This window comes from Paenibacillus sp. OK076 (assembly GCF_900110055.1).
Taxonomy (GTDB): Bacteria; Bacillota; Bacilli; order Paenibacillales; family Paenibacillaceae; genus Paenibacillus.
Genome location: NZ_FOCH01000007.1, coordinates 56,057 through 74,710 on the forward strand (window position 1 = coordinate 56,057; position 18,654 = coordinate 74,710).

Sequence of the window (18,654 nt, forward strand, 5' to 3'; positions counted from 1 at the left end):
GAGCGTTCCAATTGGCTCTGTTTAAAATGCATAATGTCTGAAATTCATGCTTACACGGTTGGAGTCTACATCAAGGATATGCAGGACAGCACCTTCGGCTGTTGGAAGTACAGTGATGCCTTGTGCTTCATTACTACTTCCGAGGTTCCGGTCAAAGGCCAGCGTGACAGCTCCGGTATCCGGATCAATCCGGTAGACGGATTTCTTGGAATTATTATCGGAGGAAGCATAAAGCGCACCATTATACATCTCTGCGCCTTGAATGCGATCAATCGTTTGACTAAGCGGTACGGTTTTGATTAAGGACATGTCACTGAGTCGAAACACATTCAGCACCGGGGCATTGTTCCACTGGGCCGTATAGACCTGACCGCGATCGGCATCTACGGCTACCCATGGCACACCACCGGGATGAAGGTTCAGCGGAAGCGCATAGGAGGTTCCGGTATATTGAAGTGTGGAGGCATTATAGACGGCAATGTAGGGATGCTCGTATTTCTTGCTGTCTTCAATAGGAGCATAAATCAACCCGTTGTAATAGGAAATGTCACCAATGTGGTCACCGCCCTGCACTGCTATCTCAGCCGGGATCGCTACCGCATTTCGTTTCTGAACCGTCTTACCGTCCAGTGCCGTCTTTAATAAACCAAGCTGGGAGTTGAAAATCCATGAGTTTCCATCTGTTGTGACGCCTTGTCCACGCTCAAAGGCATCCGTCAGCCAAAAGGTTTGCTTGGACACCTCATGCCAGGATTCAGCCGCCTGTGCAGCATATACCGCATTTTCCGCAGCTTCGGCCGATACGGGCACCGCCCATGCTCCTGATGTAAGAGAACCTGCAATTAACACTCCCGCACAGACCCAGCCTGACACTCTTCTCAGTTTCATGATATTAACGCCTCCTGAATTGTGGGTCTGCTCCAAATAATGGCTCGTCCATTATAGAAGCAGTGACCTCCATTTTAGCCAGCGGGATTCACTTCCCGATCGGCTTAAACTAATTGTAGCTTTCAGGATAAGGACGTCTGTTGGACAAAATGCGGTTTTTATTGAACAAAACAATCATTTTAGAATGATCCGGTTCGAAGAAACCTCGTTCATATACTGTTTGGGCGTCGTTCCAGCAATCCGCTTGAACATTCTTGTGAAGTGACCCTGATCAGAGAAACCGGCACGGTCGGCAATTTCCTTCAGCCCGTACTCTCCCTTGCTGATCAGCAGCTTGGAATGTTCAATCCGCAGGCGAATCAGATAATGATGCGGTGTATGCCCCGTCTGCTGTTTGAACAGCCGAATATAATGGGACAGGCTCAGGGCAGCCTTGTCTGCCAGCTCCTGAATGGAGAGCTCCGCCTCCAAATTTTCCTTCATATATTCTATGGACTGATAAATTTCCTGATTGGCCGTCATTCTGGAGGGGGTGCTGTTCGTGCATACCTGAGAATAATGGTTCAGGAGATGCAGGATGAGCATATTGGAGAGTGAATCACTATATATCTTTCCTTGTCTGCCGCCATTCTGCAGCTCTTCAAGCAACCAGAGTCCTAATTGCAGCAGCTTGGGGTCCTTGACATAATACTTCATTTCCAACTGAATATACCCTTCCTTTAGCAGTCCCGATTCACGTGCGATGTGCTCCAGATAGGAAGGCGGGATTTCGATCTGCAGGAAATACAGGGAGGCCTTTCCCCAGGAACAGAGAACGGGTTCTCCGGCAGGCAGGATATGAATGGTGTAATAGTTCTCATAGTAAGCCGAACAATGTATGGCAATCTGATGCTTCGTTCCGGTAAGCCACCCGGCAGCATGCTGAGGACTCGGCCACCGGGACACCTGCAGATGATCCCATCCAAGGGTATGGCTCGTGAGTACAGGCTGGTTGTCAGCAGGATATGCTCTTTCGGTTGTTCTCATCCTTATCACCCCTTTTCATCACGTTAGCAATCTACTATGCGGGATGTATAAACTGTGGGTAAAAGAGTTTCTCTTTTTCGAAGGTGGAGCCAGCTGACTGCTTTGTTGTTTGATCTAAAGCTTCAGCAAAAATAAAAAAACACGCCAACCGTGGCGCGTTTGAAGTGACTATGCTAAAGGCAGATGAACCAGCACCGTCGTACCCTCACCCTCCTGGCTTTGAATTTCAACCGTTCCGTGATGGATCATTACAATTTTTTTGACGATCGCAAGGCCCAGACCGTTACCGCTGATGCTGCGATTTCGCGACAGATCTGTTTTATAAAACCGATCAAACACATAATCCAGCTGCTCTGGCGCTATTCCAATGCCCGTATCCGTTATCGTGATGAGAATTTTGTTCTCTACCTGATGCGTCCGTATATGAATATGCCCACCTGCTGGCGTAAACTTGATGCTGTTCCCCAGCAGATTCATCCAAACCTGATTGAGCTGATCCCGATCTGCTGTAACTTGAATCGGTTCTGCCAACTCCAGATGAACCTGAATATTTTTGGTGGACCACTGCGGCTCGCAGGTAACGATAATTTGCCGGATTTGCTCATCAAGATTATAGGTAGCCGCCTCGAACGGATGATGATCGGAGTCCAGAGATGCAAGCTCCAGCAGATTATCGCTAAGTCTGGATAGCCGCCCACTCTCCGTTATAATGATATCCAGATAATAATTACGATCAGCCTCAGCTACTAGACTACTATTTTTCATCGCCATGGCAAATCCGGAAATAGAGGTCAGCGGGGTTTGAATCTCATGAGATACATTGGAAACAAAATCCTGTCTCATCTGTTCCAACTGTTTGAGCTCACTCGCCATCTCATTAAAACTGTGTGTCAAAGCTCCCATTTCGTCCACACGTTTCGTTTGGATTTCCACGTCAAAATCACCCTTTGCCAGCTGCTTGGTTGCACGAGTCAATACCTGAATCGGTCTCACCAAGTACCTTGCAGCAATAAAAATACATAGGCTTCCGATAAACAGTGCGAGTAATAATATCAGGAAGACCATCCGATTAATGATATTTTCGTTCTGCGGGGAAAATTGCATAAACACGGCTTGAGGCTCCCCTTCAAATGGGAAAGGAAGACCGATAAACGTCTGATCCACCTCAGCCGGAGAACGATAGACCTGACCCTGCAATACCATTTGAACCACCTCTGGTGCAATTTGAACGGTCTCCGTATTGTCCAGATCATAGTATGTTACGTTGCCGGAAACGTCATATAGGTGAATGGGATAGGTGGATATCTTCACCATACTTTTAATGAATGCCTCCCGGTCCTCCGGGTGTGTTTGTTCATAGAGACGTATCATTTCCTCACCTGCTGCAATCATGTCATTCTGACCAATATGGTTTACTTCTTTTTTGAACAGAAAGAGCCCTATGAGGAAAGACGACAGCAGACTGAAGATAATGACAACCAGAAATGTGAAAATGATGCGAACGTATAAGGTCTTGATCATGTGATCACTAACCGGTAACCCAGACTTCGGGCCGTTTCAATCTGAAAATGGTGTGCATCGTCAGCGAATTTTTCCCTTAAACGCTTAATGTGAACGTCAACCGTCCGGTCATCCCCTTCATAGTCGCTCCCCCAGATTTTCGTAATTAACTGTTCCCGGGTAAAAATCTGCCCAGGCTGATTCGCCAGCATGAACAGCAATTCGAACTCCTTTAGAGGCAGATTGAGCGTCTCTTCCCCTCGAATCACTTGAAAGCTGCGGCGATTCAGCATAATGCCCCCCAATTGAATGGTCTGGGAAGAAACAATAAGATAACGTTTCAGCAATGCTTTCACTCTCATCACAAGCTCCAGCGGGTCAAAGGGCTTCGTCAGATAATCATCTGTTCCAAGCTGGAATCCCTTTACTTTCTGAGCCGATTCCCCTTTGACCGTAACCATCAAGAGCGGCATATTCAGATTCATGCGCCGAATCTCCCGGCATAGCTCCCATCCATCCAATTTTGGCATCATAATATCGAGAATAACCAGATCAATTGGGGATTTCTCAACAATATCCAATGCTTCTGCACCGTCTTTAGCCACCACGATCTCAAATCCCTCATTCCGCAAAAACAAGGTTATCAGCTCACGAATATGCACATCGTCGTCCACGACAAGGATTTGGGTCATATGAAATGCATGCCTCCAATAGATTTCTTATCCTCTTCCACCTGGGTGAAGGGTTCATCCAAAATGCCAGCCCAACAGATTCCAATGATAGAAAAATAAACATAAGGTTACTGCTGCTAGAGTTACGAACGTATAGTACACACGCTTAGGTAACGTCCAATATTTGTTTTTCCATGCCAGAACGTTCATCGTTACGATTGCCACACTCCATCCCACAAGAATCAGAGGCATGAACAGATAAAGACGTAGAGATAGTGGAATATGACTGAGTCGATCGATCAGATCGATGTTCATCACCAAAAGTGTGGCTCCCAAGGTCACCAATGACCACACGGACGTAACTACCGTCAGCTGGACTGCCCATTTCTGCGCCCTTGGCATCGCTTTGATTTGGCGTCTGCGATAAACAGCTCCCAGTAGTACGGTAATGAACAGAACGGCAGTTATACCGAGCAGCGGAAGCCAAAACTTCGATTGATTGATTAACGGGGTTGGCTCCAGTGGCATGGGGTTGAGCATATCCAGAAACAGATACGTGACCTTGCCCTCTGTATCCGTACGGAATCCCATCTGATGCTTCCCGCCGACTTCTTGGAATAGATTCACTCCAATCGGAGTGTATACTTGCTGATCTGCACCACTTCCAATTGACAACCGATTATCTGAAACTTCAATATTGATCTGAGTCAGAAAACTGAAAAACGTATCGATCTTCGTGTGATTACGACGTGTAAATTGATAGGAACCTGCATATTTCTCCAAAGGCTCCCCCAGTTCAATAGAGGTTGCAGCAGGCTGCTTCGTCATATGGGCAGGATAGTAACGATCAAAGAAGGCTTGCGCCAATCCTCCTGCTGCCGTTCCACCGTCACCTCCACTATAGGAAACAAATATGCCGACTTGTTGGTCTGGTACAAGATAGAGCGCTGTATTAAACAGCTCGTCGGCACCTCCATGAGAGATCACACGCAGTCCATTCATATTCAGCTCATAAAAGCCCAAGTCCATGGCGGGTAAACGTTCGTCAAACTGGAATGCCGGGGAATGCATGAGCCTGGCGGTTTCCGGCTTGAGAATTTGCTTATCCTCATATCGCCCGTCCTGTAGATGGGCAATCATGAAATGAGCCATATCATTCGCCGAGACACTGCCTGATCCTGCTGGTCGGAAGCCACCTTCAAACGTAGGGGGCTTGGTTACATACTCGCCATTGGCTCGGGCATATCCAAGTACGGCATAAGGCTTCAACGATGCCGGAACAGGCTCCTCCACCGTAGCATACTTCATGCTCAGCGGATCAAATATATTGTTCTGTATATAATCATTATAAGCAATGCCGCTAACTTCTTCGACGATAAGTCCCGCGAGTGAGGCCCCATAGTTGGAATAGGCCAGCATCGCGCCTGGCGGCATGACCCTCGCTGGCATATGGTTTGCCATTGTTTCTTCAATGGAGACGGGGAGCTTCTCTAGATCAGTGGTAATCTGATATCCGACACCACCTTCTTCAAAGCCTGCCGTATGGGTCAAGAGATGACGTAGCGTAATTGGTTCCGCATAGGTTGGTGGTATTTTCACCGTTTTCAGATAGGTGTTCACGTCAGTGTCCAGATCAAGCTTTCCCGCCTCAACCAGCTGCATCACAGCGGTCCATGTAAACAGCTTTGTGGTCGACGCAATCCGAAACAGGCTGGTCTCGGGATCAACGGGTTTATTTTCTTTGATGTTCGAATGTCCGTACCCTTTGGAGAGCAGAACCTTTCCATCCTTCACAATTGAAATGACTGCGCCCGGAATCTGTAAAGAACCCATTTGCACATCCATAATCCCATCAATGAAAGCTGCTAGCTGGTCTTTGTCATCCAGATTAACAGCGACTCTCTTCTCTTGTGTACCAGAACCCAATCCGGAGGAATAAGCCTCTGCTGATAAGGGAGCTTTAATCCCTAACCAAGTTGCCCCTAGCGTAGTACCCAACAATACCAGTAACATCATTTTGCAAACCATTTTCCTTATCGATGATGACATAACCAACCTCCACCACTCCGCATATTTTGTTTGATCGCTGTTCCTCGGCTTTCTTTCGAGAGCATATCAGGAACGTATGAACGGAGCGTGAATATTTTTTTCATATTTTGCCAAATAGAATTGGGTTTAGTAACATAGGGGAAGGTTGTTTAGAAAGGGAGAAGGGGTATGCCTGACTTTTTACTAGTCTTATTTTTGTTTAATTTATCTTTATTTCTACTGCACGAAATGGACGCCATTAGACGATCTGAGTGGAAATTGTTTATCGTGCTGAAAGATATGGAAGATGAAAAAGCCTATAAATACTTCACATGTGTTCACCTACCACTCTACACCGTCATACTCGCACTGCTTTTCAGCTCATATCAAACGATTACGTTCTGGGTGCTCGATATATTTTTCATCATTCATGCGGTACTACACCTATTTTTCGAAAAACACCCTCGTAATGAATTTAAGAATTCATTTTCCAGATCATTCATTTACCCCATGGGGATTATTGGGGCCATCCATTTGTTAGCTTTATTATTGTAATTTCAGAAAAGTCCAATCATTCGGGAGGTCTGCTTATGCAAGAGCAACATGCTGCACGAGTCGAATTATTCGTCACCAACACTCAGATCATCAAGAAATCATTCAAGTGGCAAAATGTGATGATGCACCGTCTGGCAGCCCTACTCTATGCAGCGGAAAATAAACAAGCCGATGGGGAGGCCATCCGTAATAGTCATGAATTGATTAAGCAAAATACCAATCTCTTCTCGGCCTTCAGGGGAAATTCGGCGATCAGCGTTGCCACCTTGCTCTCGCTTACAACAGATCAGGAAAAGAAACTGGATGACACCCTCCTTATCTATGATCTGATGAAAAAAATAAAATTTCGTACGTCCGATTTTCTGGTTATTGCCGCCTATCAGATTGCAGCTCACGCGGCGCCTGACCAATTCGAGCATATGGTCGAACGAGCCAAAGCATTTTATGATCACATGAAAGCCCAACACCGCTTTCTTACCGGACAGGACGACTATATTTTCGCTGCCATGCTGGCCCTTTCCGATCTCGACGTGGAATTCGGTGTGACTCGTATGGAGCAGCTCTATGCAGAATTAAAACCTGAGTTCTCACCAGGCAATAGTGTGCAGGCATTAACACAGGTGCTGGTCCTAGGCGATGATAATCCGGAGGCGGGCACTCATGTGATAGCGTTAAATGAGGCATTCCGCAGACGGGGAATACGATTAGACAAAATGTACACCCTGCCGGCTCTGGGGATCCTCTCTCTACTGCCCGCTGACAGAGATACGCTGGTAGAACAAGTTGAGGAAACGTATGAGTGGTTGCGTACACAGAAGGGCTTTGGTGCCTGGTCAATCAACAAACAGGAGTTGCTGCTGCTCTCGTCCTCGCTGGCGGCAGTGCAATATGTGGAGGATCTTCGAAACGGCGTCCTGACCACGACGGTCTCCACTAGCATCACGAACATTATCATTGCCCAACAGGCCGCCATGGCCGCTGCTGCAACATCGGCTGCCGTCGTAGCTTCGACTTCATCGAACTAAGTGAAGGTCATGAAATGCATCTTACAAAATAAAACAGGCCCTCTGGAAACATCCAGAAGGCCTTCTTCATTGGAGTATATCATTGCTGTAAGTCATCACTGCTGAACAATCCCCGTATCCCGGAACTCTTTCACGAAACTATTGAGCCAATCCGAACCGTAATCCAGCGCACCCATATCACTCTCGATAAAAGCAACATCCAGACCCATCACCCAGAATCGGCGAGCAACAATAAAGAGATCAACGGCCTGTTCCTCTTGGGTAGAGAAGCTTCTAACGGAACGATATCCTGCCATGAGCGCATTCCATAACGCTTCTTTTTGCTCACCAGACTGTCTCTTTCGAGCCTTCACCTGCGCCAGATCGTAGGCACGCCAACCATTAGCCGCCCACTCAAAGTCATAATGGATGAACTGACTGCCCTGTTGAAAAGCGTTATTGTTCCCATGCATATCGCCATGGCACAAACCAAAGTCCAGGTCTTGTCTGGAAGCGGCACCGATGCGTTCTTTTAACGTTGTGGCAAACGTATGTAGGAATGATGATGCTTCATTTTTTCCACCGATGTAGTTGATGATTCGTTCCAGAGGCTCGTCAATGAGAAACTTCGTATCCAACTCATATCGCGGCTGCTCCAATACGACTTGGTCCATCGCTTTATGCAGCTCAGCCGCAGACTGACCAAAAGCGTAACAAGACTGTTCATCTTCAAGGTTGTTCTCCATACCCTCAATATACCGAAACATTACAGCAAACCGCTTGCCTTCCGCGGCCTGCAACACCGTATATCCAGTATGATCTTTCTTCTCGATGTATTCTCCAATATCGGTATGTACAGATGAACCTAGAATGCCCTTTAATTGAGATAACAGGGAGAGTTCGTACTGAACATCAGCCTCCGTAATTTCAGTACGGTAGACTCGCAGAATATACATGCCAGTAGATGTAGTTACCCGGTAGGTATCATTTAACCCTCTCAGCCAAAATAAACATTCTTCCCACGATCCGATGTCGTATTGATCACTCAATGCAAGCTCCAGATATTTAGGATTGAGCACTGAACGTAAAGCAGTCAGTTGATTGAACATATGTATGCTCCTTCTGTTTGATATAATTATCACTAAGCCGCAATAGTTACAAATAAATGATCCTTTCATCTATTAATCTATAACATAGTATATTTTTAATTTATTTTCCAGAATATATATTCAATCGGGCAAATGTTTAGCTGAATTTATCCCGCCTCTTTTATACGCAATAATCTCTTTCCAGCCTTGACCTTAAGTATATTTCATCGGAACCCATGAAGATTTATTTTCCGACAACATGAAGCTCGACAAACGGTTTACCGACCAGGGCATTGACCATAATACCTTTGTTTATCCTAAAATGAATCACGTTGTTCTTTACCCTGTTCAGGCTTTTGTGGAGAGATGATCTCTCCGACAAAGGCCTTTTTGTGTACCTGCCTAACTCTTGAATAACTGGATGATCTATCAAATTTATCCTTGTTCGGCAAATGTGCGTCCTTTACAATAACTTTAGAAATTCCCGTATATCGATTTCTTTGTTAAACAATATCCATATATGGTATAGCACTTCCTTAATTACGATATAAGCTCTTCCTTGAGTTTATATAAAAAAATGATACAGGAGGCTATCGAATGTTCAGATTCATTGTACCGTCTTCCAAGCTAGTATTGATTTGCGGTCTGCTGGTGCTTACAACGGTAAGCATGCTGTTCAACAGTCCAAAGGCGTTGTCCCATGGTTACGTAGAAGGGCCAGCGAGCCGAGCTGCACTGTGTGCTTCGGGAGTCAATCAAGATTGCGGCAGTATCGTCTATGAACCCCAAAGCCTTGAAGCGCCTAAGGGCTTCCCTGCTGCAGGACCTACGGATGGCCATATTGCAAGCGCTAATGGCGTCTTCCCTAAGCTCGATGAGCAATCCGCTACACGTTGGTCAAAAGTGAATATGTCTAGTGGCAGTAATACGTTTACTTGGAAGCTGACAGCGAACCATTCAACGGCAAGCTGGAAATATTATATTACGAAAACGAACTGGAATCCGAATGCACCTCTATCCCGTGATTCGTTTGACCTGACACCGTTCTGTTCAGTTCCCTATAATGGAAGCCAACCACCATTTAGCTACACCAACTCATGCAACGTTCCCGAACGTAGCGGTTATCATGTCATTCTAGCAGTCTGGGAGGTTGCGGATACTCCCAACGCCTTCTATAACGTCATCGACGTAAACTTCTCCGGGACGAACCCGGTTGATCATGTGGCACCGACACCTCCAACTTCACTTGTAGCAACTGCAACTGCTGCGACCAGTACACCCTTATCGTGGAAGGCTTCGTCAGATAATGTAGGCGTAACGGGATATAAAATTTACAACGGGACTACCTTAATAGGCAATGTATCCGGCACAACTACAAGCTATACCGTAACAGGGCTTACAGCAAGCACGGCTTATACCTTTACGGTCAAAGCAGTCGACGCAGCAGGCAATGAATCTGCAGCCAGTAATAGTGTAAGCGTTACCACAACTGCACCTCCTGCAAACGACACTACCGCACCCACATCTCCAGGCGGGCTGCATGTGATGGGAACACCAACCGCCTCCAGCATTCAACTGATGTGGACGGCATCCACGGATAATGTAGGAGTGACAGGGTACAAAATTTATAACGGCTCTACTTTGGTTACAACGACATCCGGGACGGCAACGTCTTATACGGTAACCAATCTTGAAGCGAACACAACCTACAACTTCTCGGTTTATGCTGTTGATGCAGCAGGCAACCAATCTGCGGCTAGCACAATCAGCGGTAAAACAGCCGCAGCTGCTACTGCACCTGCATGGGCAGCCAATACGCAATACACAGTAGGCACAATCGTGAGCTACAATAACCTGACGTACAAATGCCTCCTTACACACACGTCTCAAGTGGATTGGATCCCTTCGGCAACACCAACCCTCTGGCAGCTGCAATAAGTGGATTGACTGGAGAATTAGTTATAAAGAACATCATTTAGATTCTGATTACTACCATAGCCGGTCCATATTTAAGGGATCGGCTGTGAATTACAGCATGCAGAATAAGACGCTACAGGTATTAGTCCCGAACGTCTTATTGCTTGCTTTTTATGTTTCTATACCGATTTTATCAAGCCAATATAGGTGATCTTGGTGTCATACGGATCTAATTCCACAGTAAGTTTCCCATACTCGGTATCAATCGTCGTCGTTTGAACTTGATCACTATTGTTAATGACGACCAATATTTTACTCTCCGGATAATAAGTACACTCTGTAAATAAGTTACCCGTGATGTACTTCGAATCATGGAATTCATGACCTGCAAAGCGAATCAGATTCAGCAGCAATCTGGTATTCTCCCAACTGAATTCGAATGAAGGCAGGTAGATTCCTTTTCCTTTACCAAAATCATGTGCAGACAATGTGATCATACCATCCGTTTCATCCACCACAGCAGCTGTTCCATCGGTAAGATATATGTTTCGTTTCGGCGTTATTCTTGCCCCTTCTGGCAACAAACCATGCTCATCACGAGTCTCATATGTCCATTTCCCATGAACCACCCTAGCGCCAGTATCCTCATCCACCCCAAGAACATGTCCCATTCTGAAAAAGCTGTCGTACCCTTCTACCGCCGATGGCTGGTTGATGCCAATAAAGGCACCGCCCTCATACACCCATTTGGTCAGCAGGTCCACACATTGGTGGTCATTCCAATGTTCTCCGCCGCTCCAAGCTGAACCGGCAGAGCCGGCATTGATCACGACATCTATATGCTGCAGTACGCCCTGTCGGATATCTTCAAAATCAATGAACTGCACTTCAACCGGTAAGCCTGAAAAGGCTTCATTAACATGAATCAAGTCATGCATAACCGTTTCATGGAAATGACCGGACAATGTCCACGATCTTAATTTGCCCCAGCTATGCAGAACCGCTACCCTCGTCTTAATCTGATAGGGCTTGCCTTCATGATGCAGCTCTTTTATTTCCCTGAACTCGTCCGCAATCTTCTCGATATAATCGCAAAAGTCCGGGTAAGGTTCAACCAGATGCAGATATCCACCCAATCCAATCCGGTCAATCGGCTCTCTGAGCAAAGCGCGTCTGATATTGATCCAATACTTTTTGGCATCCAGCGTGGGGTCTCCTCCCTCCTTAAAGGTAGGAAGTCCGCCTAAACCCACCGGAAACAAGTAGGGATGCAGACGAATCTCATGGGTATCCACGTTAACACCTGAACACATCCTTGCCTCATAACCGGAGAACACACATTTAATCATCCCATCGAATCCAAACTCCTGAAAGCGGTCATTGTAAGGCTCCATGCCAACCCAGCTGTCATCATAGAAGACATACGCCAGCTTGCCGTGGTTATGCACGATATCAATTAACTTCTTCCCAAATTCGATCACAAAATCATTGATAAATGCCATCCAGTCCAGCTTGCGCTGATCCGCAGGCATATGAGTGACCCGATATTTGCCGCCATTCACAAAATCCTCAGCCGAGAGTGAATACCCATATTTTTGAGCAAACAGATCCAACGCTCTCGAACTTACCGTGAAATCGTATGAGCCCCAATCCGAGAAGAGATGGCGATTACGCTCGTTGCTGCCCCAGATCCAGGCGAAATTATAAAACAATGAGGTAAAACGAACCACCGTTGTTTCCTGATGCTGCTGACACCAGTCCTCCATCCAATCCAGCAGATATGTCTGCGTTTCTGAATAGATCGGATCAATTTGCATCAAATGCTCTTTGTCCCAGTGGTTCGTGGTGTGATTGTACATCGAAATCTCTTCCCAGATCCGATAGGCCATGAAGCTTACCGTGTATTTATGCCAAGGAACGATGCCAGTAATGACCACATGGCCGGATTCCCTCTCATAATTCCACTGTCCTCTTGGCACTTCCTCCCCGGTTGTCCGGTCAAAGACCTGCCAATACTTAAACGCTTCTTTGGAATCATTCACCTTGAATTGCTCAGCAAAAAAATCCTCCATCAGATAGAACGATACATAATCTTGTACAGCTACCTTCGGATTCGTAATAAGAAAACATTGCTGGAGCTTATCTCGATTTTGGGATGCCCACTCATTATGATCCCGGATAATACAGATAGTCGAATAAATGCCATATCCCGCATTAATAATCTCATCGGATAATTGTGTGCCATCACTGTCACGAATGACATCGGCACCCCACCGTTCGGCAAGTTCCAAAGTCAGTGCCTCATAACCGGATTCGCCGGGTAGTGTAAAGGAGCCTTTGATTGGTTTGGACAACTTGGTTCCCTCCCTATTTCAACATGTCGGACAGGAAAGCGAGCGCCAGGCCCTGACCCCAGCCCTGAATCCAGTCTTTTGGAATATTGCGATATCCTTCCCGATCCTTCATCACCGCTGTACCACCCGATACACCTAGTACACGCCCGTCTTCGCTAATGTTGTTTAGGATACCTTCCAATGCCTTTTGAACGTATTTGGTATGCAGCGGATTACCGTTATTGATCATGGCTGCTGCAATACCAGCGGAAGCCGACACTTCTTCATACGACTGCTCGTCATCCAGAACTGTCCGCCACAAGCCATTCTCTGTCTGCACGAGCTTCAGAGCTGCCAGTTGATCCCGCAGTGAGCACTCCACGTCCATGCACTGTGGATATAGATACCAGTCCTTCAACTGTGGTTTTACTTGCGACATGGTGTAAGCGCCCCAAGCGTTCGCTCTTCCCCAATATAATCCGGACATGTGGTCCTTGTTAACGTTATTGTAGCCGTGGTACCAGAGGCCGCTGCTCGGATCTTGCAGGTATTTGATATGCCAGTAATATTGATTCAGGGCATCCTGGATCATGTCCTGATCTTTTAATTTGCTTCCTACACGGAGCAGGAAAAATGCGGCCATAAACAAGGTATCCGCCCATGCCTGCTCGGGAAAATCATTGGCAATGGATACTGTATGCTGAAGCACGTTATCTCCGAATCGAAGCGCATGATTTTGTAGATAATCCACCTTGCTCATTACAATATCCCAGTATTTTTGGTTCCCTGTTCCTTCATATAAAGTAATCAGCATATGGCCCATGGCACATGTATTTACGGTCCAGTCCGGCAAGCCCAGCTCGATATATTCATCCGCCCATTGGACAAGCCTGTCCAAATACTCTTGATTTCCTGTCGTTTGATAAGCTCTGGATACACCATAATATGCCACACCGCAAGGCCAATCCCACGTCAAATCCATCGCCAGTGTTTTTTTCGTAACGTTATCCATAACGTTTAAAATTTCTTCCCTGTCATATTTCACTTGAAGCATCGGTGGTTCCCCTCTCGTAGCGCACACGCCCCCAAATGTGCTTGAGAGCTGCCCGTCCATAGTTTGAAAACGCTTTACTTATTCCATTGTACGCAGTAAAATAGTGTCAATCTAAGCATATTCGCAACAAAACTGCGCAATTTCAATCATTTATGAATGGGAGTTATCGAATGTGCCCAGAAAAAAGCAGCCCATTATTGAATACCGCCACTATAGCTTGCCGATCCATTTTCCAATTCTGCTGTTAAGCGGTGAACGTTGGAAAATCTCCGATATCAAAAGTGAACATCTTCATTTCCACAACCATCTGGAGATTGGTATTTGCCATTCGGATAGCGGCATGATGGAGATCAAAGGTGAATCGGTACCTTTTAAAGCCGGTGACGTGACCTTTATCCCCAGATATCTTCCTCATACAACGTATAGTTCACCCAATGAAGCCAGCTTATGGTCTTATCTCTTTTTCTCGCCCGAGGACCTCTTTCAACAATCGTTTAAGAGCAGTGCCTACAGTAATTTCGAGCCCAATTTGAGGACCATTAAGGGATTGAACTGCATTCTAAACAGGAAGGAACATCCGAAGATTTATACCCTTGCGACATCCGTTGTAGAGGAATTAAAGCAGAAAAATCCTTTATATCAGGAAAGTGCCTATGGCTTATTGCTATCCCTTTATATCGAACTCCTGCGAACCCATTCCCGGCATGAACCCTTGGCAGACCAAGAAACGCAGCATAATCTAAAAGGTGATCTTGTTATTTCTCCGGTTCTGGAGTATATCACCAAAAACTATATGTCGCCCATCACCATCGATTTTCTCGCTGATTTGTGCCACCTAAGCACCACTCATTTTCGAAGAAAATTCCATGACATCATGGGAACCGCACCCCTGGATTTCCTAAACAGCACCCGAATTGAAGAAGCCTGCAAACAATTAAAAAGCACGGACGCTTCCATTCTTTCAATCTCCGAACAAGTCGGTTTTCAGTCCATTTCCAGCTTCAATCGCTGCTTCTCCAAACTTATGGGGAAATCGCCGAAAGAATGGCGCAAAGGCGCACAGTCCGAAGTGCAATCTGCCAAAGCCTCCATTTTGGAGTTTACGGGGTGGGTGTAGGGAAGGGATATCTGCGATAGAGTTTATAGGCAAATTAAAGACGCTTCGGGAGCGAGTCTCGAGCGTCTTCTTACGTTCCTTGGATTATTATTCATTAATTCAACACGAATAAAGGGATTGATAAACGAGTCTACAGTACCTCTGTCGTAAGCGTGAACCCTTCAATCACGACATCTTCGTCCACTTCAATCATGATACACCGTCTGCCTTGGAAATTCACTTGTTTCACATATCTCAGGTCTTGGGGGCTAACCGAAATCGTAGCAACTTTGGTTTCAATCTTAATGGACTTGGACGTAAACTTCGGCATAACACTGGTTGCTTTCATTTCATAATTCTTGTTGTCGACGATGGTTTCAAAAGCACGTTCCACTTTCTCCGACGTCAGGTCCTCTACACCGCTTGCAGTCAGCACACGTTCCAGATCTTTATAATCGAGCTTCGGAGGTTCTTCCTCATGTGACTCTTCGTTAATTTCGATGACCCGGTTGATCTCCTCGTACACATGTGCAATGGTGGCGGAGTCGAGCTGTTCACCGGCCACTTCCTTCACGATATCTTCGAAGATCGCCCGTTCTTCCAGTGCTGTAACTGATCGTTCTCCATTCAATACATTTTCAACAAAATGAGGGTCCGGGAAATTGGATTTCCCTGTGCAATATAGAACACGATTCACATCGGAATAGTTGTCCGTCACGCTGGGGTACAGGAAACCCTGCTCCGGTGTGCTTAATTTGACAACCGGATCTACAATCACATTGTACTTAAATTCTCTCTCCACGTAGTCAAACAAGAGCGTTTTCCGCTGCTTCTCCGTCGAATTCACACTGCACAGAATGAATGGATGTGCGAACACTTCGTTTTTCTCGCTCTCTTCCGTAGCTTCGTTTCTAGCCTTAGTCGGCAGATAATACTGTCCACGAACGAACGTGACCACCATATCCCGTTCATACTTGGCATCCGCCAACATTCTTTCCACCAGCAGGAGCATCAGGTCCTGCCATTCCTCCGGATCTCCTGTTACCAGTGCTTGGTGCAGCATCACCTGAGCCGGCTCTTCTGCTTGCTCCTGGAACTTCAACTCAAACAATTTCTGATCCAGCTCACCCGTCAGCAATTTTTTGAAATTGCCCATGTACAGTTCCTGTTTCTCTCTGTCCACCAGCTCAAACGGATGGCGCTCCCAATGATAGATCTCGTTCGTTTCTTTCGTAATATACACGTTGAGAATATCGTAAATATTCAGTAAATCATGATCCATCTTAAACTGTTTACGTATATGCGCGACTTCTTTTTTATTCATGATTCGTTAGACAACTCCTCAAGTAAATTGGCCTTACAAGTATAAACGATATAAAAAACCTTCGCTATATAAGTTCAACTAAAGAATATTTCCACGGGTACTCCGCCGATGACAGAACAACCTTCCGATCACTGTTATCCCCAGATTTTTTTGATTTTTTTAATGGTAAAATCCGGGGATAAAGGCGAACGCTTCGCTTCTTCAGGTTATTTCTGTCCTCTCCGTTATCGTGAAAATGTTAATTGAACTTATATAAAAGGACCTTTATCGTTATATGTCATCTGCGGTAACTAAAAAGAAAGACGCATCAGGAATGTTTCCTGTGCGTCTGTTCTCGTTTCATTGCTTATCTTTTCAATTAACTGCTGCTTGGCAACACATCTGCATTCAATAGGGGTTCACGGCTGGGAGACACTTTCTTCCCTTCACGCAAAAACAGTAACCCCATGAACAAGGACACAACGCCAATAATAATAAGCAATGCCCCCAACTCCTGACTGTAGGCTGTAATCGCTCCGTCCCGAAAAGCCATCCCGCGAATCAGGCGGTTAAGCCAGTTCATCGGTAAAGCCCATGCGAAAATTTGGAATGGTACTGGAAATGCCAGCGGCGTTAGTTGAATTCCCGTAGCCAGAAAGGAGGGATACAATACAAAGCTGGTTCGTAGGCTGACTTTGGATATGTCTTTGGCTGTGTATCCAATCAACATACCCATGAGTGACAAGGCGAAGGAATAAATAACCAGTGGGATAATAAAAAGATAAGGCTCCGCTTCAAATCGCATTCCTCCCACCTGCTTTAACAATCCATAGGATAAGAGCAGCGAAAGTGAACTTAACACTGCGTAAGGTACAGACCGAATCCATAGCTGGAAAGGTGACTTTCCGTTTGCAAACAGTTTTCCTTCCTGACGAAGCCGAGGTGCAATCGAGCCCGCTGCGCTTGTCGTAATCATCAATACTACGATATTCACAAATCCTAGCACCATAAAACCGACATAACTGGAGGTTGGATTAAACAGCATACGCTGCTGAAGGGATAACGGTGACACGATTCCTTTAGCTGTTTCGGCATCCATCCCTTTCTGGATCAGACGTGTTATGGAAAGGGTCATATTTTCTGTCTGGATGATCTCCTGAATTGCGGTCCGGATTCCGGTTAGCCCCGAGGGCATGGTGTTATCCATCAATATGCCGATATTCGTCGATTTCCCTTGTTGTTGACGCATTCCCAAATGATTGGGGAGCATAATGACCGCAACAGCCTGCTCATTGGCAAGCAATGTTTCCGGACTCATTCGGCTCGCATACACACTTTTGACGCTCATATATGGTGAGGCATTTATTTTGGAGATCAACTGCCGTGAATATTCGCTATGATCCTCATCAATGACCACAACTGGTGATTTACTGAGTTGATTCTGCGAGAACATTAAGCCGAAAAATAAGGCTGCAATCATTGGCCCAATAAAAATTAGCCGTATATACTTACTTCCTACGACGTACTTCCACTCGTCAATCAGTGATTTCATCAAGTTTCACCTCTGCCGTCATCCCGGGAAGCAGATCAGCATTCGAATCCATCGATATTCGGACCAGAAACATACTTAGATCAGCTTGCCCTTTTTCCCGTGACATGCGCAAGCTCGCGAATTGTGGGGCAGATGAGATGGAAGTAACAACCCCACTCAACTGTGCTGGCTGATCCAAATACGGAAAATGAACATCAATGCTTTGATTCACTTCAAGCTTTTGAACTTCACTTTCCTGGATGTAGAGGTCCGTATAGTAATTATTCTTTTGCAGAACCGCCAGCGGCACTCCTGCTTGCACTTGATCTCCCTGCTTTACAGTAACTCGGTCAACCAAACCATCATACGGCGCGAGTACATCCACTTCTCCTTCCCCAGCTGATTTCACTTTGAAAAGCACCTCTCCCTCTTTCACGGAGTCACCTGCAGAAGCACCTGCCTCTACAATTGCCCCAGGACTATTCTGATAAAATAAAGTCGTTTGTTCTGCCTCAAGTATGCCTTGTTTCCTGCTCTCAGCCTGACTTACAGCATCCTTCCCTTTAACAGCCAGAAGTGAACCTCCAACAATGAGCACCATCGCAATTCCGATATACAAACCTGCTTTTATCTTCATTCTTTTATCTCTCCCATTCCCAA

Annotated in this window: 15 protein-coding genes; 4 read left to right on the forward strand and 11 right to left on the reverse strand. The window is 45.9% G+C overall.

Going from position 1 to position 18,654, the window contains the following annotated elements; genetic code table 11:
• Positions 1-21 precede the first annotated feature (21 nt).
• The 5 genes from BMY78_RS29625 to BMY78_RS29645 all read right to left on the reverse strand — a co-directional run bounded on the left by BMY78_RS29625 (position 22) and on the right by BMY78_RS29645 (position 6,134).
• Complete coding sequence (locus BMY78_RS29625; protein WP_090904814.1) at positions 22-888, reverse strand: DUF6923 family protein; 867 nt, start codon at positions 886-888, stop codon at positions 22-24.
• 174 nt (positions 889-1,062) lie between these two features.
• A complete protein-coding gene (locus BMY78_RS29630) occupies positions 1,063-1,914 on the reverse strand; it encodes a helix-turn-helix domain-containing protein (protein WP_090904815.1) in 852 nt (283 codons plus the stop codon).
• A 168-nt stretch (positions 1,915-2,082) separates the two neighbouring features.
• Complete coding sequence (locus BMY78_RS29635) at positions 2,083-3,435, reverse strand: HAMP domain-containing sensor histidine kinase (protein WP_090904816.1); 1,353 nt, start codon at positions 3,433-3,435, stop codon at positions 2,083-2,085.
• On the reverse strand, positions 3,432-4,106 hold the full coding sequence (locus BMY78_RS29640; protein WP_090904817.1) for a response regulator transcription factor: 675 nt from the start codon (positions 4,104-4,106) through the stop codon (positions 3,432-3,434). Before BMY78_RS29640 ends, BMY78_RS29635 begins: the two co-directional genes overlap by 4 nt.
• 54 nt (positions 4,107-4,160) lie before the next feature.
• The gene (locus BMY78_RS29645) at positions 4,161-6,134 is read right to left on the reverse strand and encodes a serine hydrolase domain-containing protein (protein WP_090904818.1); all 1,974 of its coding nucleotides are present in this window, start codon (positions 6,132-6,134) and stop codon (positions 4,161-4,163) included.
• 168 nt (positions 6,135-6,302) lie between these two features.
• Between BMY78_RS29645 and BMY78_RS33835 the strand changes: the two genes are divergently transcribed.
• Complete coding sequence (locus tag BMY78_RS33835) at positions 6,303-6,668, forward strand: DUF6713 family protein (RefSeq protein WP_090904819.1); 366 nt, start codon at positions 6,303-6,305, stop codon at positions 6,666-6,668.
• Positions 6,669-6,703: 35 nt separating this feature from the next.
• Positions 6,704-7,693 (forward strand): DUF4003 family protein, encoded by a 990-nt coding sequence (locus tag BMY78_RS29655; RefSeq protein ID WP_090904820.1) that lies wholly within the window; start codon positions 6,704-6,706, stop codon positions 7,691-7,693.
• 95 nt (positions 7,694-7,788) lie between these two features.
• On the opposite strand, the gene BMY78_RS29660 is transcribed toward BMY78_RS29655, so the two are convergent.
• Positions 7,789-8,781 (reverse strand): phosphotransferase, encoded by a 993-nt coding sequence (locus BMY78_RS29660; RefSeq protein ID WP_090904821.1) that lies wholly within the window; start codon positions 8,779-8,781, stop codon positions 7,789-7,791.
• Between the two features lie 576 nt (positions 8,782-9,357).
• Here BMY78_RS29660 and BMY78_RS29665 point away from each other — a divergent pair.
• Complete coding sequence (locus tag BMY78_RS29665; RefSeq protein ID WP_090904822.1) at positions 9,358-10,698, forward strand: lytic polysaccharide monooxygenase; 1,341 nt, start codon at positions 9,358-9,360, stop codon at positions 10,696-10,698.
• A 158-nt stretch (positions 10,699-10,856) separates the two neighbouring features.
• Here BMY78_RS29665 and gnpA read toward each other — a convergent pair whose 3' ends face one another.
• The gene (gene gnpA, locus BMY78_RS29670) at positions 10,857-13,031 is read right to left on the reverse strand and encodes a 1,3-beta-galactosyl-N-acetylhexosamine phosphorylase (RefSeq protein WP_090904823.1); all 2,175 of its coding nucleotides are present in this window, start codon (positions 13,029-13,031) and stop codon (positions 10,857-10,859) included.
• A gap of 13 nt (positions 13,032-13,044) precedes the next feature.
• On the reverse strand, positions 13,045-14,064 hold the full coding sequence (locus tag BMY78_RS29675; RefSeq protein WP_090904824.1) for a glycoside hydrolase family 88/105 protein: 1,020 nt from the start codon (positions 14,062-14,064) through the stop codon (positions 13,045-13,047).
• A 172-nt stretch (positions 14,065-14,236) separates the two neighbouring features.
• Here BMY78_RS29675 and BMY78_RS29680 point away from each other — a divergent pair, with 172 nt between their 5' ends.
• Positions 14,237-15,181 (forward strand): AraC family transcriptional regulator, encoded by a 945-nt coding sequence (locus tag BMY78_RS29680; protein ID WP_090904825.1) that lies wholly within the window; start codon positions 14,237-14,239, stop codon positions 15,179-15,181.
• Between the two features lie 130 nt (positions 15,182-15,311).
• Here BMY78_RS29680 and BMY78_RS29685 read toward each other — a convergent pair whose 3' ends face one another.
• The 3 genes from BMY78_RS29685 to BMY78_RS29695 all read right to left on the reverse strand — a co-directional run bounded on the left by BMY78_RS29685 (position 15,312) and on the right by BMY78_RS29695 (position 18,631).
• Positions 15,312-16,484, reverse strand: coding sequence for a DUF4317 domain-containing protein (locus BMY78_RS29685; RefSeq protein WP_090904826.1), 1,173 nt, complete (start codon positions 16,482-16,484; stop codon positions 15,312-15,314).
• A 358-nt stretch (positions 16,485-16,842) separates the two neighbouring features.
• Complete coding sequence (locus tag BMY78_RS29690; RefSeq protein WP_090904827.1) at positions 16,843-18,015, reverse strand: ABC transporter permease; 1,173 nt, start codon at positions 18,013-18,015, stop codon at positions 16,843-16,845.
• Complete coding sequence (locus tag BMY78_RS29695) at positions 17,999-18,631, reverse strand: biotin/lipoyl-containing protein (RefSeq protein ID WP_090904828.1); 633 nt, start codon at positions 18,629-18,631, stop codon at positions 17,999-18,001. Before BMY78_RS29695 ends, BMY78_RS29690 begins: the two co-directional genes overlap by 17 nt.
• Between the last annotated feature and the right edge of the window lie 23 nt (positions 18,632-18,654).